Genomic DNA, 17232 nt, shown 5'->3' with positions numbered 1-17232 from the left:
GGTACCAACCGGATCACATTGACACCTGCGTCCTGGAACCAGAGCATCGCAATTGGCCAGAGTATTGAGGTGAGTTTCAACGCGCAGAGCGTGGGTCTGCCAAATAGTGGCAGTTTGAACAGCGAACTGTTCTTTGCAGACGGTCAGACACAGATGCCATCAGGCGGTATCACTGTTGAGGCGGATCCTATGCAGCCTCTGGAGTCTGAGACGTCTAGTGGCGAGCCGACCACAGATTTTGAGCCTGAGCCAGGGACCAACGACGACGCGCATCTGTTGGAGGTGTCTTCTACGGCCATCGCAGATGGGTCTAAGCGGATAGTGGGCTATTTCGAAGAATGGGGTATCTACTCCCGAGACTTTTTGGTGCAAGACATCAATGTCGAAGACTTGACCCACATCAACTACTCCTTTTTCGATGTTAAGGCAAATGGAGATGTCAACCTTTTTGATTCTTGGGCTGCCATCGACAAGCGTTACAGCGCCGAGGAGCAAGTTAGCCGTACCTTTAGTGCCGACGAGTGGGCCGCCCTGGACGATTCACGTCGCTCCAGCTATACGGATGGTTCTGATTTTACGACCCGTACCAATGGGAATGGAGGCGTGAGCGTGAGTGGTGTACCCGTGGGCTGGGACGTCAACGATGAGCTTGCAGGCAACCTGCGTCAGTTTGCCCTTTTGAAGCAGCTGAACCCTGACATTAGTCTTGGCCTTGCCCTTGGTGGTTGGACCTTGTCAGACGAGTTCAGCCTTGCCCTCGATGATGTGGCCGGCCGTGAACGGTTTACTGACAACGTCATTACAACCCTCGAGACTTACGACTTCTTCAATACCGTCGATTTTGACTGGGAGTATCCAGGTGGTGGTGGTCTTAGCGGTAATGCTTCCAGTGATCAGGACGGCGCCAACTTCGCGGCGACGCTGAAGGTTTTGCGTCAGAAGATGGATCTCCTCGAGACTCGCACCGGCGAGGACTACGAGATCTCAATTGCTACCGCGGGAGGTCAAGAGAAGCTGGCTAATCTCAATCTGCCGGCAATTGATGCTTACGTCGATTTTTATAATGTCATGACCTATGACTTCCATGGCGGCTGGGAGTCTGTTACAGGACACCAGGCTGCGATGACGGCTGATGCTGGTGGTTATGACGTTGTGACTGCCATTCAGCAGTTCAGAAATGCTGGAATTGCCCCCGAGAAGGTGGTATTGGGAGCACCGACATACACGAGGGCATGGGGTGGCGTCGAGAGTGGTGAAAAGCTGGGTTATGGCGAGCTGGGCTCTGCAAACTCTGCTCCCGGTTCTTATGAGGCTGGCAATTATGACCAGAAGGATCTTGTTACCGGCATCAATAATGGCTCCTATGACCTTGCCTGGGACGACGATGCCAAGGCTGCTTATCTCTACAACGACCAGGAGCAGATCTGGAGTTCGATCGAGACACCAAGCACAATTGCCGGCAAGGCTGCTTACGTCGATGCCGCTGAGCTGGGTGGAATGATGTTCTGGGCATTATCCAGCGATAGTTCTGGTGAGCAGAGCTTGATTGGTGCTGCGTCCGATCTTCTTCGTGGTGGGGCCTCTCCTGATCAGGTCATTGCACGCAGCCCTGGTTTTGATGTTGTGTTCGGTGGTGATGGGCAGTTCAACATCAGCGACTTCACCACTCTTGCCTGATTGCCGATTTGAATGGCTCTATTGATGAACTGTCTTTTTACATCTGTTAATAGAGCCAGGAGAGTTTCACGATCGTCTGAATGATGAACTGCCTTTTAAGCAAGTAAGGCGATGATCTATTGATCAGCGCCTTGGAGATATCAATACAATTCTGACTTTCCATGATCATGCGGGTTTTATTGATGAGGTTGGTACGTCATCAAATCTCTAGTTTTCTCGTATCTATTCAGATGAATGATTAGCAATAGCAAACACTGATGGGATTCCTTTTGTAGAGAATCAGCTGTTGTCCTAACTCTACGTAATCATATCAATGGCCGATGGTGATTTTGGTTGTCTTTTTCAATAAGAAGATTATGAGTCTGATTGATTAGGCTTTATAGCAATAGGTATGATTGATTTTTTACGGTAGACGACTTCCGAAGGAATCACTAGAGTCGTATGCGAATGCCGGCATCTACGCTCTGTTGTAAATGGTTCTCAGTTTTAGGTTTGTCACTCCATGCATCGATAGTATTGCCTCCATTAATCCATGCAATGCGGTAACCCAAGTAAAAACTTGTATCCTTGGAAATCTCATAGGAAATCCCAGCCTTGTCTTGGCCAGCAAATGCTGTTCCGGATGCTGATCCTTTGTAAAACCATTCATCACATTGTATTGACTAAAGGCAAATCCTAATCCTCCACCTATCTAAGGAGTAAACTTAGAACCTGTTATAATATCCTTGACTATATTGAGTTGCATTAAATTAGTTGCGACTTGGTCTGCATTGTTCCAATTTTTTTTCTTCCTGATATTTTGAATTTGTTTGTAGCTGTTGGGTAAAGGCCTAAATATTCGCCTACGAGGCGCGATGCAGCTTGGAAGAGATAACCTATGGCAATACTTGGACCTATTGTTTTGTTGATCTGATAAGATTCGTCTGATATCCAAGGAGCCGAGTTGTTGGTGCTCAAGAGAGATATTGCTTGTTAAGCCGATGGACAGGCCTAATGAAGTGTAGAACCAACTGTTCCAGCATCACCCTCTCTGCTTGATTCAGTCAGGCCCTTTTGCTTATCGATAGCCTCTGACATGACTGGGCCAGGATCAATCAATACTGAAGAGATCAGGCAAGTCGTAAATCTTTTTTTGATCATTGAGATACTCTTGGTGAATGGCTTTATTTCATTGCTTTTTCAGCATATTCTAGCTTTATAGTTAAATACAATCTTCAATGTCTGACATGTATCTTGAGTGCCCCGCGATTCATTTGACCTTTGCGGCATTTACATGTCATAAAAAATTGAGCAATGAATGAGAATGACACTATATCTATGGTGCTTTCGAGTTTATATTGATAGAGGCTTCCTGGCTTTTTGGGTTATTTTTTTTGCTATACCTAGTCATTCTGACAGCATTTCAGTCACGCAAGCTTACTCTTTGATAGCAGAACCAGAGCCAGTGCTGAAACAGTAGATTGCGATGTGATCGCCATAGAGTTAAAGGGTTGTCTGGATTAAAGTTTTCAGGGGGCTGAACATCACCTCTCGCTTGATCACGCTCCATCTCGGTTAAGAGGCGGCCTGCGTTGTACTCCGGATGGCCAAGATGCACCAGTTGGCGTTGATCGGTGGTCTCAAAGATCGTGTAGCCAACCTTTTCACCATGGGCCAGTAAACGTAGACGTCCCTGTCGCTGTGCTGCTTCCATTGCGCCATCAGGTAACTCCGCATGGCGACTCTGCGGACACACAAAGCGATCGTCTTGAGTGCCCATCAGGGCATGACCGGGGACCAAGCTGCGCATTGGGAATACCCCGAATAACTTTTTAGTAAATGATTTTTTATCGACACCTTCGAGATAGGCCATGGCAAAACCAGCCCAGCACAAGCCGAGCGTGCTTGCACAGTTTCGCCGTGCCTCTTCGATCATTTTGACGAGCTCTGGCCAGTAGTTTACTTCCTCAAATGGAAGATGCTCAACTGGTGCTCCAGTGATGATCAAACCATCAAGAGGATTAGGCTCCATCGCTTCCTCCCAGCTCACATAGAGATTATCGAGATGCGCAAGGTCCCATGTTTTATAGCTATGGCTACGTAGCCTTATCCAGATCGGTTCGATCTGTAGAGGTGAAAGCCCTAGGGGATGCAGCAGATTGAATTCATACTGCTTGCCCAGGGGCATGATGTTCAGAATCCCGATTCTTAATGGCCGGATGTCCTGACGTTCTGCAAGTTCCGGCTCTATCCATGAGATCCGGTTCTTCTCCACCGCGGCGATTTTGTGATAACTGCGTGGCAGGATCAGCGCCATCGATGCCTCCAGTCTCAGCTGATGGCCGCTAGGGCCTGTTCAAAATCAGCCTTGATATCTTCAATGTGTTCAAGGCCAACAGATACCCTAACCATTGTGGGAGTGACTCCTGCAGATTCCTGCTCTTGACCAGAAAGTTGTTGATGGGTGGTCGATGCAGGATGAATCACCAATGTCTTGGCATCACCAACATTGGCGAGATGGCTAGCTAATTCAAGACCATTGATGAAGCTCACGGCATCATCAAAGCCTCCTTTAAGGGAGAACATCAGCATGCATCCCATGCCTCGATTCGTCAGGTAAGTTTTGGCTTGTGCGTGATATGGGTCATTTTTCAGGCCGGGATAGTTGACACTGGCAACCTTGGGATGATCCTGCAGCCATGTAGCAAGAGCCATGGCATTGGATGCATGGCGTTCCACTCGCAAACTCAGTGTTTCGAGCCCTTGCAAAAGTAGGAATGAATTGAATGGGCTCAGAGCTGCTCCCCAGTCGCGCAGACCCTCAATTCGAGCTCGCAGTGCAAAGGCCACATTGCGATCGCTTGGCACGCCGAGCATGGAGCAGATATCACTGCCGAAGCCGAAAGCATCCCAGTGCACCAGGCCGTGATATGCCGCGCTTGGCTCACTCATCAGTGGGAACTTGCCATTGCCCCAGTTAAAGGTGCCAGCATCCACAAGCACTCCACCAAGGCTGGTGCCATGGCCTCCAATCCATTTGGTGGCACTTTCTACCACCACATCAGCGCCATGCTCTATGGGCCGAAGCAAAGCACCAGCTGCTCCAAGGGTGTTGTCAACAATTAAGGGGATACCCTTGTCTTTTGCTAAGCCTGAAAGGCCTTTAAAGTCAGGGATATTGAAGCGAGGGTTCCCCATCGATTCCACATAAATTGCTTTGGTGTTGGCATCGATTTGTGTGGCGAAGCTGTCAACATCATCACCATCAGCAAACTTCACATCAATGCCAAGGCGTGGAAACTGCACCTTGAATTGATTGTATGTACCTCCATACAAGAAGGATGTAGAGACTAGATTGTCTCCAGCCTGCATGCAGTTTGTAATTGCCAGGAACTGGGCTGATTGTCCGGAAGCTGTTGCTACAGCTGCAATCCCTCCCTCAAGAGCCGCAACACGCTTTTCAAAAACATCCGTCGTGGGGTTCATCAGACGGGTGTAAATGTTGCCGAATTCTTTAAGCCCAAACAGGTTGGCACCATGTTCAGCGTCATTAAAGACATACGAACTGGTTTGATAAATGGGTACAGCCCTTGAGTTCGTGACAGGATCTGGTACCTGGCCGGCATGCAGCTGGAGGGTTTCGAAGTGATGTGAAGTCAACTACACGTAACCAAGAACGTCCCTTCTTTCTAGCAACTTAGTTTCAGGCGCGGTTCCAGTCGTTAGGCAGATCAGCTTTATCTGTCTTTGCTAAGGATGGCAGTGTTTCGCGAATCAAGGGAACCAATTCGGCTCTCACTTCCTGGCGGAATCCCTCGACCACAGAGGCATTGAGGATGGGATAGGTCTGATCAGCGGCAGTGTCTTCTTCTCTTAATTGGCGCCACTTTGTCGGTTCTTGCGCTTTGAGAGCGTTGAGGGGAGCCTGGAAATCAAAACTCACCACAAGGCCCTGATCAGCGGCAAGCTTTGATGCACGGCTAGCAATCGATTCACGTACAGCATCGAACTTCTTCGCCTTGAGGGTGTCTGGCAGACCGAGAACAGGTTCGTAATAGTCGAGAGCCCGCAACTCCTCTTCCAGCAGAATCGGCCATGCGCCACGAGCGTTCTCTTCAAGTGCGAGAGCTGTCTCTGCTTCATCCATGGCCTGGAGGTAGAAGCGGAGCCTGCGGTAGTAAGACTTGTCCTCAGTGGCTTTTTTGGCTGCAGCCTTGCCGGTGACGATTACTGGCAGAGCGGCTTCAGCCTTTCTTAGGAACTGGCGGTCCTCCCGCTCCAAGTTCATTGCACCCCAACGCTGTCGGTAGTCCCATAGTTCCGCATAGCGGGCTACGTCCTCGCTGGACCAGCCAAGTTCTTTGAGCTCATCAGCTCGGTGAGTGGATTCCTTGGCCACGCGAGGGTTTCATGTAATGGACGGCAGCGTAAGCGGCGGCGGGCTGATCAGTGCCATCGAGCCTTTGTTGGTTAGTTCCGGTAGCGTCATCTTTGCCTTTGAGTTGGTTGTCATGGGGAAACGCCACCTCGCTCTAATGCTTTTCAGCGCTGGGGTTCTAAGCCTCATGGGTAGCTTGGCTTTTAAGTCACTAAGTACCACGAATGTTTTTGTGGCGGAAAGCCAATCCGCATCAAAAAGTCCGATTCTGCCAAGCGATGCCGATCGGCCACGTATGGCTGATGGGCGTCATTACCCCATCGTTCCAGATGATCCGATCAAGCTTGCGGCTCTTCTTCAAGAGGTAGAAGAAGCGCTGCTTCAACCATCAACACCTGAAGAAGATCTACCAAGCCTTGGCCATCAACAACAGCTCATCTACCGAGAGTTGTCTAAGGATGTACCCACTTCTAACAAGGTGCTGGTTCACTTGCCGAGCCGTTGGCGTCATGTGGCTGAACGCCATTTAGCAGCAAGGCGTGAGTTTCTTGCTATGCACAGGAGATCCTTTAGTCCTCGCTTAATGCCGGCCTGGAGAATCATTCCGCCCGAGCCTGCAGAGAACTTATTGAGCTATTACCGCAAAGCAGAAAGTTCAACGGGTATCGATTGGGAAGTTTTGGCGGCGGTGAACCTTGTTGAAACAGGAATGGGCCGCATCGATGGTGTCTCTGTAGCGAATGCGCAAGGACCGATGCAGTTCTTGCCAACAACTTGGCAAGAGAATGGTATTGGAGAAGGCGACATCCGTGACCCCCACGACGCGATTCAGGCAGCCGCTCGTTATCTAGTACGCCGCGGCGGGCTGCAAGATATCCGTAAAGGGTTGTGGGGATATAACAATAGCGACCATTACGGAAGGGCCGTGCTCGAATACACAGCCTTATTGAAGGAAGATCCACGCACATTCACTGGTCTTTATCATTGGGAAATTCACTTTGACATTGATGCTGGGGATTTATGGCTGCCTGTTGGTTATAATCAAAACAAGCCAATTCCTGTGTCTACCTTTTTAAGGAAGTTTCCAGCAAGTAGACCAATATGACCACTTTGATCAATTTAGAATGGTCAGGATGATTAATGGCTCACACAGTATGAATTAGGCCATAAATAGTCAATCGCTCTTAATCCCCGTGCATGGAGCATAGCTATAAATGCTAGCGATCTAAAGTTATTTGGTTTAATCACTTGTTGATAATGAGATATCTTTTGCCGGCAGTTCTTGAATTCTGTAGATCGATCATTTTAGGATACTTGCTCGTTGATACAAAGGATATTGGGTTGATCTGGAACTAGTGGATTGTAGTTAAGACTTCTGCTTCAATGAAGATTGACTATAAGGCAGAAGCTAGAGTCTTGCTGGCGTTTTTGGTAAATTTTTTGACCCTAATATTAAAACACTAAATACAACTAGTGCCGCGATGATATTGTAGACGATCAAAAAGATAGGAAAGGTTAGCTCTAAACTATTGGTGCAGAGAAGTATCGCTATAATCAGTAGCTGGAATCCCAAGCCAAAGATTGAGATTAAGCTCATAATCCAGTTTGGGATTGGGCGAGATCTTGAGTTAGTTATTTGATTGCCCTTGAACATTGTGCCAATAATCCAGTCCTGCCAGCCGTAGAAAATTAGATATAGCTTATGAAGGATAAACAACACTCTTGGATTCTCTTGAGGGTAAGGAATTGGAGATGCAACTTCCGATATACGACTTGTTTTATCCCCGGATGCCTGATGCCTTTTAATCACATAAAAATAATTAAATATGGTCCCTTGCAGTTGAAATGAGATCCAGGTTAACGCAATTTTCCAAACAGGTACCATCAACGGGATGCCAATCGCAAACAACACAAGCCCATTCAGAATTAAATCATTTATTGAGTCCAAGTATCTACCAGTATGTGATGGTCGATTTCTTGCACGAGCCATTTCACCATCTGCAGCATCAAGCAAGCTTTTTAATATCAGTAGTGAGCCTGCAAGTGTAAGAGCATAACGATTGAAAATTAGCAGTACACTAACTAGGCCTACTGCGGTAAATAGCCATGTCAATGTGATAGCGCCTATAGATGTAGGTAGCAGTAGCTTTACCAGCCATGTTGCCCCTGGACGCGCATAATCTGACAGGTCCCAAAACTTATGTTCAGGGGGAAGTTTTGGCATTATAGTATTGTTATTGTTGACTTAGTAGAAATCGCAATAATTTTACGAGCAAGACTTGTCAATCTTTGACTGTGAATTTGAGGTACATGCTGCATGTTGTAGCTTCTGCTTTTTGTTAATTCAGGGCCTATATATACACTTAATTAGGTCCTCTTGAACAAAGCTTAGCATTGTGATGCCGAGGCAGGTGGTAGCTCAGTAGGTAGTCCTATCAGCTCAGCGCTCACTTCCCACAGCGACTTGGCCAGATTGTTGTCCTGTGCTTCCTTGCTTATATTTGCTTCTTCAAAACGGTGCTGCCCTGGACCGTCAAGCCGATTGCTTCGATAGCTGAATGGAGTTGTGTTTAAGGATGGATCTGTAGCAAGTCTCGACAGTAAAGACCCAGCATTCTCTACTGATTCGCTAATGCGCAACAAATCTCGCACCACTAGTGAAAAGAGTCGCTGTCCCAATTCATTGTAGTGACGACTGTAGCGAAAGAAGCCTCCTGAGCTGCGAGGTATCACTAGCCCTGGTGCCCAGGCCAGCACCGGCATCTGTATGGAACGCAAACTCAGTCGTCTTGCGAATTCACGAGCGAACAGTACATTGCAAAGCTTGCTGTCTTTGTAGGCCTTGTCTGCATTAAAGCTTGAACTGCCATCAATCATCTCAAAGCCAGCTCCGGTTTTGAGACCCGTCAAATCACCTAAGCCAGCAGGCTTGCCAAAGCGTCCGCCAGGAGAATTGGAGTCATGCACCTCAGAAGCTGTTACCACCACACGTGGGCTCGTCCCTGTATCTAACAGCGGTAATAGGTGGATGCTCAAGGCCTGATGACCAAGATGATTGACCGCGATGGTGAGTTCGTAGCCCTGAGATGAGAGCTGCGCTTTTGCTGCACCAGTGTATTGAAGGCCTGCATTGAGGATCAAGGTATCGATTGGCTCGCCGATGCTCAATAGCTCATCAGCACAATGTTTGACGCTTGCCAAATCAGCTAAGTCCAAGACTGGGGCTGAGAGGGTGCCTCTCTCTTCCTGATGTTGAATCGTCTCTTCTGAGAGCTTTTTAAGCGTTGCCGTGGCAGTAGAACGATCTCTACAAGGGAGGATTAGGTGATGCCCTGCACGATGCATTCGAACTGCAGCCTGATAGCCGATCCCAGAACTTGCTCCTGTGAGCAAGATTCGACGGCAGTGAACTGGTGACAAGGGGGTGGGGCTCATGGTTTGCACCCTATTCAGAATATTGTTGGCTTGGCCATGCTTTAGGGGATGACCTTCAACGCTGCTACCAGCTGAATTGAATTCGTCGCACCATCCTTTGCGTCTACTCCAAGCACAATTCCTTTCTCAGGCAAGAAAAAAGTTGGGGTACGCGTCCCGCCTAGTAGCTAACCCTTGTTTTTGATCTAGTGCTTAGCCCTGCACCAAGCCGACAACCAAAGTCACGGCAGCAACCAGTAGTCCGCCCCATTTGATAATTGCCTCATCTTTGTCATATGAGCAAGCAGCAAGGATTGCTGCAAGCTGAATAATAACGATGTTATTGAACATGGTGATTACAGCAGATGGCATTTATTTTGTATCGAAGCGAACCTTTTCTTTCTATCTCACGACCAGCTCATCTGCAGTTTCTTGATCATCCGCCATATCAATTCACGCGTATTGGGATGGATTCGTTCCATATCGATGGACGTGCAAGCGCTGAGATCAGCCATTCGCAGACATTGATTGACTAAAGATGCCTCTCGAATTAAAAGCTGCTTTTTACTCATATTGAGTGCTGTAATCATGATGGCTACAGTGATGATGATCAAGAAACCGAAGGCTGCTTGGTTCTTTCGGAATCTATTAGGCATGAAACTTCAATGTTTCAATAATGTTTTGCGAGCGCTAAATCTGCCTAAGCCAGAGCAATAGCATGCTTTTGCTTCTGAGTGGCTGCTTTGTCCCCAGGATGAGTGCACGATTTAGGGTTTAATGAAACTGCGGCGGTCATGAAAGTCTGGACCTTGGCCTGTATGGCGAATGGCCCAATAGCTATAACTTGCATCGGTATGTTTCATGACCGCAGCGAGAGAGAACTCTGGGCAGGAAACACCTGGCCACCAGGGACGTAAATTGAGAAGTACATCACAGCGAAAATCTTTTGGTCCACCATGGATGCTGATGGCTGGGAGTAGTACGCCGAGCTCTGGTTGCAGCCCATTACGGTAGTTCTCCAGGGAGTAAAGATTCCAATCGCCACTAGGCGCAACATTGAGTTCCCAGTAGTTCTCTTGCTCAGGGTGAGCCAGGAATGCCTCGAAGCACGTGTTAGACCAAAGCTCATCACATCTCTGTGGTGAAACTGCAGTGGATGGCATTTGAACATCGTTGAGCCCAGCTTTTCCTCGACTGCGAAGCCCATAACTGAGCTCAAGAATCCCTTCCTCATGCCATACAAATTCGGCACTGACAAGCAAATTTGCTTTCTGCCTTGGTTCATAGGGAACCAGAGTGCATACTTGGCGTGTCATGACAGCATGGCGAGCCATCTTTAGCTTTGGCTCCTCAGGCGCTCGACCAAGCCAACAATAGAGGTCCACTGAGCTTCAATACTTTCCGTGAGGCGGAACTGCACCTCCGCTCGATCAAGATTTTGGTTCGGATGGTTCGTTTTGAAGTAGATGTTGCCATTGAGGTGATCAGTAAGGAAGCGCAAACCAAGTTCAAATGGGATCAATTTGATGCACTCGGGGATGTAGTGATAATCCCTTTCACTCAAGAAGCCTCTTGCTACAGAGAGGTATCCATCAAGGATTGCTTCACATACAGAGAGATCAAATTGAACCTGGCTGATATCGATAGCTTCCTCTCCTGCCGGATTACAACAGGAACGAAGGCAATCACCAATGTCATAGTGAACAAGGCCAGGCTTGACGGTATCAAGGTCAATCAAGCCCACCGCCTGTCTTGTGAGGTTGTCGATCATGACATTGTTGATCTTGGGATCACCATGAATGGGACGTTTCTTTAGTTCACCACGACAAAGTGCGGCTTCTAGTACATCGACGCCAGCGCGACGTTTCTCTATGAAATGCATCGCCGAGCTAAGGCGTGAGTCTCGCTTCAATGTTGGAACGCTACCACTGCATCCAATGGTTTGGGCGATGTCGAACTGTTGTAAGTATGCAGGAGTAACGTGAAAATTCTCAAGCGTGTCTGCTAATCCATCGTTGGGGAGATCACTGATGAGGTAATGAAACATGCCAAGTGCATATCCAATCTCTTTAGCGTGTTCATCGTCGTGTAGCACCTCAACAGTTTTAGCGGAGTTGATGTAGGTGATGGAACGCCAGAACTGTCCATCTTGTTCAATCCAATGTTCATCTAAGCCACGGACTGGTAGAACTCTTGGGATCTCCCATCTCCTGCCGGTTAGCTCTGATGGATTTGAGGCTAATCTTCTTTCCACATGTTCAACAAGGTTGAGCATGTTTTTCATCACTAGATCAGGTCGATCAAATACATGGGTGTTGAGACGTTGAAGCACGAAGCGCTGAGGTTCAGGCCCACTTAAGGCCACTAAAAAAGTATCATTGACGTTCCCAGACCCTAATACATCAATTTTTGATATATTTTCCTGAGAACAAAACTTTCCAGCAATACTCATAAGAATTTTACTGGAAAGTAGTGGGGCTTTGGCCAAGACTGTTTAGTTGTGTCTTTATTGGCAACGATGATGTCCCTAGAGGCTTTTGCCAGTGATGAGTGTGCAGAAATGCAGGCGGTGGATCCCCTAAGCTCTCTCTTTGACTTACAGAGTCGATGACTTGCAGCTGAAATCAGGCTAGTTCTGTACGGATTGAATTTTTAAGTTAGGGCCTGGTTCCTCAGTTCATCATGCTTGGAATGATGCTTTTGTTCTTGAGCTGGAGGTGCATGCCTTGTTCGAGATCCAGAGGTTGATGCCCACTGTAGCGAATTTATTTAGTCGATAGGCTCGAATCTGTGGTTGGGAATGATCATAGAGATTGGCTTTCAGGTCATCGATTTATAAGTAATCTATAGTTAATCGAGCTTTGTTACCCCTGTGGATTAAGGCATTGAGAATCTATGGCTCCTATGTTACAGGGTCTTGTTAAGTTTGTTGGGCAATCATATAGAGCAGCTTTTAATCTACATATCGTTGCATCTCTTTTTCAGCAATAGTTTCACCAACTTAATGTTGTAATCCTTCTCTATAGGTATGACTCTCATTGCACGCGCAAGATAAAAATCCCGAATATGGCAGCTCCATTCATCAGCAGTGGCCTCTATTGTGAATGTTTCGAAAGAGTTGTTATTTTCTTCCCAACTAATCTGACAAGGAAAATAGCCGCGCAGCTGGGACAACATCAGAAGCACTTTGCTGTCTTCTATGGAACTTATGCGACCTAGGACTGTGGTGATCTACAGGCCTTGCTTGCGCGCCCTTCCATCTGTAGATCACTTCTGGGCTTTAGAATCAATCCGCTTGATAGAAGCTGAACGCAGTGAAGATTTCAACAAAGGCTCTTGAACATAAGACTTGATCAGGCAACCCATTGACGCCGGATACCCTCAGCAGCTGCCGCCGCACGATTGCGGACATCTAATTTGCGAAGGATCGAGTTGACATGCCCTCGAGCAGTTGTTTCTGCGATGAACATCTGGTGACCAATCTCGCGGTTGGTAAACCCGTCACAAACCAGACGGAGGACAAAGCGTTCTCGAGGCGTTAATGATTTCACTTCGAACACTAAGGGTGGGCAGAACCATGCTGCGCAGTTGAACTGCTTTAAATCTGACTAGTTCTGCGGGGAATTATGACCAAGTCTGACTGGCCCCAGCTCAGAAGACCTTTCAGGTCAGTGCTTGACACACATATAGGGACCCTTTGCCAATTTGAACTCCCCTGAGGGGGCTTCGGAAATAGAAGAGTCACGGCACCATGGGGAACCGAAGAGTGTTGCAGCTTTGCCCCGATTTCTTCACACCGCTGACTGGCAAATCGGTAAGCCCTTTAGGAATATCACAGATCCTCAGAAGCGCTTTCGCCTGCAACAGCAGCGGATCTTGTCTGTTTCACGGATCGCTGCTGTTGCCGAAGAGCACAACGTCGATGCCGTTCTGGTGGCAGGCGATCTGTTCGATTCCAGCACCGTCCCATCAGCTGTGGTGATGGAGGTCCTGGAGGTGATTGGCTCTATGAATCGTCCAGTCCTGGTGATTCCGGGCAATCATGACCATGGTGGAGCTGGAGGGGTTTGGCAGCGCCAGGATGTTCAAAGGCAGTTGAAGGAACGAGCACCCTTGATGCAGCTGCTTCTTAAACCGGAGCCGGTTTTGATTGAGCATGCTCTTGTTTTGCCTTGCCCTCTGCTGCGTCAGCGCGATAGCGAAGACCCCTCAGCCTGGATAAGTCAGCTGGACTGGCAGGATATAGCTGAAGATTGTCCTCGAATTGTTCTTGCACATGGAGCTGTGCACGGATTCGAGAGTACTGATTACAACCAAGACAGCGCTGGTCAGTCGGACAGGATCAACCGCATTGATCTTGACATGATCCAACATGGGCAAGTTGATTACGTTGCTCTTGGCGACTGGCACAATCTCAAACAAGTAGGAGATCGTGCTTGGTATTGCGGAACCCCTGAACCGGATCGCTTTGATCAGGGGGACCAGGACCAGCGTGGGCAGGTTTTAGTGTTTGATATTGATAGAGGAGGGACATGTCCTATCCCCAAGTCTGTATCAACGGCTGGGTTGCACTGGCACAATCTTCGGGTACAGCTCAGAACCACAAGCGATCTTGATCGACTCGAGCGGACTCTCCAGCAGCGCATTGGAAGTCGAGTAGGCCGTGATCTATTGAGGCTTGAAATTAATGGACAACTGAGCCTTCGTGAGTATCAACGCTTTGATGCCTTAATCGAGGTGCTAAGGACGCAATTGCTGCATGTACGCATTAAAGGAATCTGCCATCGACGTCCAGGGCAGGAAGAACTTCGGGCCATGACTGATCGCCGTGAAGATCATTTGATTAGTTCTATTGCCTTACAACTACAGGAAGAACTTGAAAAACTTGAACCTATCAAATCTCTTACAACTGAACAGCAGAGCGAAGCCGAGCTGATCGAGTTGGCTCTTTGTGAATTATATCGACTTTGCAGCGAATCATCCTTGAATCACTGATCGCACTATGCGCTTACTGCACTGCCATCTTGAAAATGTTCGCCGTCATCGACTTTTGGAGGTCGACTTTTCGCCCGGATTGACGTTGATTTCAGGAGCCAATGAAAGCGGTAAAAGCTCACTTGTGGAGGCGATGCATCGAGGCTTATTTCTCAAGGCCACAGCTAGCGGCTCGCTAGTAGAAGCGTTGCGCTCTAATCTTTTCCCAGGCCACCCCCTCATTGAACTTTCTTTTGAAGCAAAAGGTGCGATCTGGTCGTTGAGCAAACGCTTTAGTGGACAGAGTGGCAGCGTACGGCTTGATGGAACCGGGCAAGAAGTACCACTCAGCGGTTCTGCAGCAGAAGAGCTTCTAGCAAAACTTCTCGGAGTTGATGAGATCGTTGGTAGTCGTCAGGCAGCGCGAGTCCTTCCGAGTCGATGGGCTCATCTCTGGGTGTTACAGGGGCTAGCTGGCCAGAATCTTTTAGATCAAGGACCGCAGCATTACGACCTCAATGGGTTGATGCAGCAATTGGAGCAACGGGCAGAAGTGTCTTTGCAATCACCTCTTGATCAAAAGGTGAGTACGGAGTTGGAGACTCTTGTGGAAGCCACTTTCACTAGTCGAGGGGTTCGTCGTAATTCACTTCTTTGGCAATGTCAGCAACAACGAGAGAGCGCGGAAGATGTTCTTAAGACTGCTGAACTGCAACGGGACAGCTTTGAAGCCACCAGTGCAGAGTTGGATCAACTTGAGCATGAGCTTGATTTGCTCATGTCAGACCGCAAACCCGCCCTCAAGAAGCGACGTTTCGAGTTGCAAACGCAACAGGAGCAGACCCGTCAGGACGAAGCTGCTCTGCTCCTTTATCGACAGCAGCTCGAACCTCTTCAACTGCGAAAGAAACAACTGCAAAGCGTCCTTGATGCCAATCATCAAATCAACAAAGAATTTTTCCTCTGCCAGAAGAATCTTGAGGAGGGGAGTGAGCAGCAGACTCTGCTTAAGCACAGTCTTAGTGAGACCCAAAAGCAGATTGAGACCACACAGCAAGAGCTCGGTGATCTGGAGCAACAACGATCGGACTGGGAATTAAGGGGTCTGAATATGAGACGGTTAGAAGAACTCACACAGCTCAAGCTTCAACGCGAATCCCTCCAACGACAGCACAACGAGCAACAACGCTTGCGCAACCAATCCCAAACACTGCAAATTCAACTCGACGCACTGCCTGATCTTGGTGTGGCTAACTTGCAGCGGCTTCGTGATTGTTATGACCAAGTCAAAGGATGTGCTATTCGCATTGAAACGATGGCATCTCAGTTGAATCTAGAACTTGCTGATCAACCTGTACTTGTCGATGGCTTTCCTTTGAAGGAGGGTGAGACGAAACGCCTTACATCAAGCTTCACCGTGAATGTTGGTGATGGAGTTCGCTTTCATATTAATCCTGGTCAAGGTACGGGTATTGAGGATCTAAAACGAGACCATCAGAGGCATCTTCTGAAGTACACGGATACCCTGAAGGCATGGCAAGTGAACTCTTTAGAGGAAGCCGAACAAAAGATTAATCACAGAAATCAGTTGAGTCAGCAATTGAATCTTGTTAACGAACAACTCAATGGAAGTCAAGATAGACATGATGGAAATATAAGCCTATCTCTGCAAAAAAAACAACTTGAAACTCGTCAGCATGAACTTGAGCAAGAGATGACCTCAGAATTAGAACCTTCCAAGTTAGATGACAGTTCATTCTCTAATGATGGAATCTTGAATCAACCTCTTGATCTCGAGACAATCCGCGTTGAGCTTAAGCGATATCGCCAGAATTACAGAACCATTAGTGAGTCAATTAAGGTCGTCAAGTTACAACTTCAGCAGCTGCATCGAGAAGAGTATGAGCAAGACAAGAACTTGCAGAAGCTTACACTTTCACTTGAGGTGCTAAGTGCAAAACAAATTGAACGAAAAGAACATAGGAAATCTCTTTTGACTGAACATGGTCCTGAACCAGACATTGAGGAAAAACTACTGAAACTTAATCAGTCACTGACTCACTTGGGACAGAAAGTTTCTGATTTGGAACAACAACTCGGAACCCAAACTCTACAAGCCATCAAGTCAGCTCTTTCAGAGCTGGATGCCGAAGAAAAACGTTTGCAGGAACATTTACAGGTGCTTAGCGGACAACGAGGAGCTCTGCGTGAACGCTGTGAAGGGCTTGGAAGCCTTGATCCTTATGCTGCTCTTGAGGAAGCCCGCGTCAACTTCAATCAGGCCAAGCTGGAAGAGCGTGAACAATTGATGCTTGCTCATGCACAGCAAAGGCTCTTGAAATCATTTCAACAAGCTCAAGTCGAACTATCGAATCGATATACGACTCCACTTAGCCAGGCAATTTGTTCTTACTTACAGCCCCTGCTTGGTAACGAAAACGATCGTTGTCACCTTAATTTCGACCCTCATGATGGATTTCGAGAATTAGGCCTTCGACGTGATGGTCAAAACGTACAGTTTCGAGATTTAAGTGGTGGCATGAAGGAACAGCTCAATGGGGCTCTTCGTCTTTCGATCGCAGATGCCCTCAAAGGAGGACATGGCGACTGTTTGCCAATTCTGTTTGATGATGCTTTTACCAATACTGATCCAGATCGCATCGAGACAGTGCTCAGGATGATGACCCAGGCGGTAAAGCGTGGCCTTCAGGTAATTGTGCTCAGTTGCGACCCTACCCCTTACGAAACAATTGCCGATAAGACTATTTACTTGCCAAGTCCTTAATTGACTCAGACTTATGATCTGATAA

Annotated in this window: 13 protein-coding genes; 4 read left to right on the top strand and 9 right to left on the bottom strand. The window is 47.8% G+C overall.

Annotated features, from left to right (window positions below; all coding sequences use genetic code 11):
- On the top strand, window positions 1-1677 hold a 1677-nt coding region (locus tag EV12_RS04475; protein ID WP_036912540.1), incomplete at its 5' end, for a glycoside hydrolase family 18 protein.
- 1402 nt (window positions 1678-3079) lie between these two features.
- Here the strand turns inward: EV12_RS04475 and EV12_RS04470 are convergent.
- Genes EV12_RS04470 through EV12_RS04460 form a run of 3 tightly spaced genes read right to left on the bottom strand, consistent with a single transcriptional unit; the run spans window position 3080 to window position 6055 of the window.
- Entirely contained in the window at window positions 3080-3973 is an 894-nt protein-coding gene (locus tag EV12_RS04470; RefSeq protein WP_036912519.1) for a homoserine O-succinyltransferase, read from the bottom strand.
- A gap of 14 nt (window positions 3974-3987) precedes the next feature.
- Window positions 3988-5316, bottom strand: coding sequence for an O-acetylhomoserine aminocarboxypropyltransferase/cysteine synthase family protein (locus tag EV12_RS04465; RefSeq protein WP_036912517.1), 1329 nt, complete (start codon window positions 5314-5316; stop codon window positions 3988-3990).
- Between the two features lie 43 nt (window positions 5317-5359).
- Window positions 5360-6055 (bottom strand): hypothetical protein, encoded by a 696-nt coding sequence (locus EV12_RS04460; protein ID WP_036912514.1) that lies wholly within the window; start codon window positions 6053-6055, stop codon window positions 5360-5362.
- Window positions 6056-6071: 16 nt separating this feature from the next.
- Between EV12_RS04460 and EV12_RS04455 the strand changes: the two genes are divergently transcribed.
- The gene (locus EV12_RS04455; protein WP_036912512.1) at window positions 6072-7139 is read left to right on the top strand and encodes a lytic transglycosylase domain-containing protein; all 1068 of its coding nucleotides are present in this window, start codon (window positions 6072-6074) and stop codon (window positions 7137-7139) included.
- Between the two features lie 303 nt (window positions 7140-7442).
- On the opposite strand, the gene EV12_RS04450 is transcribed toward EV12_RS04455, so the two are convergent.
- The 6 genes from EV12_RS04450 to EV12_RS04420 all read right to left on the bottom strand — a co-directional run bounded on the left by EV12_RS04450 (window position 7443) and on the right by EV12_RS04420 (window position 13008).
- Window positions 7443-8258: a CDP-alcohol phosphatidyltransferase family protein gene (locus EV12_RS04450; RefSeq protein WP_036912510.1), complete on the bottom strand. Its 816-nt coding sequence runs from the start codon at window positions 8256-8258 to the stop codon at window positions 7443-7445.
- A 164-nt stretch (window positions 8259-8422) separates the two neighbouring features.
- A complete protein-coding gene (locus EV12_RS04445) occupies window positions 8423-9469 on the bottom strand; it encodes an SDR family NAD(P)-dependent oxidoreductase (protein ID WP_052039554.1) in 1047 nt (348 codons plus the stop codon).
- Window positions 9470-9661: 192 nt separating this feature from the next.
- Window positions 9662-9799, bottom strand: a complete 138-nt coding sequence (locus tag EV12_RS14030) for a hypothetical protein (RefSeq protein WP_193742142.1) — start codon at window positions 9797-9799, stop codon at window positions 9662-9664.
- A gap of 416 nt (window positions 9800-10215) precedes the next feature.
- Window positions 10216-10764 (bottom strand): DOMON-like domain-containing protein, encoded by a 549-nt coding sequence (locus tag EV12_RS04435; RefSeq protein ID WP_241466572.1) that lies wholly within the window; start codon window positions 10762-10764, stop codon window positions 10216-10218.
- A 20-nt stretch (window positions 10765-10784) separates the two neighbouring features.
- Window positions 10785-11900, bottom strand: a complete 1116-nt coding sequence (locus EV12_RS04430) for a phosphotransferase enzyme family protein (RefSeq protein WP_036912502.1) — start codon at window positions 11898-11900, stop codon at window positions 10785-10787.
- A 901-nt stretch (window positions 11901-12801) separates the two neighbouring features.
- On the bottom strand, window positions 12802-13008 hold the full coding sequence (locus EV12_RS04420; RefSeq protein WP_036912497.1) for a helix-turn-helix domain-containing protein: 207 nt from the start codon (window positions 13006-13008) through the stop codon (window positions 12802-12804).
- Between the two features lie 217 nt (window positions 13009-13225).
- On the opposite strand from EV12_RS04420, the gene EV12_RS04415 reads away from it, so the two are divergent.
- Together EV12_RS04415 and EV12_RS04410 are read left to right on the top strand one after the other, a co-directional pair.
- Window positions 13226-14443 (top strand): metallophosphoesterase family protein, encoded by a 1218-nt coding sequence (locus EV12_RS04415; RefSeq protein ID WP_036912494.1) that lies wholly within the window; start codon window positions 13226-13228, stop codon window positions 14441-14443.
- Between the two features lie 7 nt (window positions 14444-14450).
- Window positions 14451-17207, top strand: coding sequence for an AAA family ATPase (locus EV12_RS04410; protein WP_036912491.1), 2757 nt, complete (start codon window positions 14451-14453; stop codon window positions 17205-17207).
- Window positions 17208-17232: the final 25 nt, after the last annotated feature.

The sequence above is a fragment of the Prochlorococcus sp. MIT 0701 genome (assembly GCF_000760295.1).
Lineage (GTDB): Bacteria > Cyanobacteriota > Cyanobacteriia > PCC-6307 > Cyanobiaceae > Prochlorococcus.
This window is presented reverse-complemented; position numbering and strand designations above follow the sequence as displayed.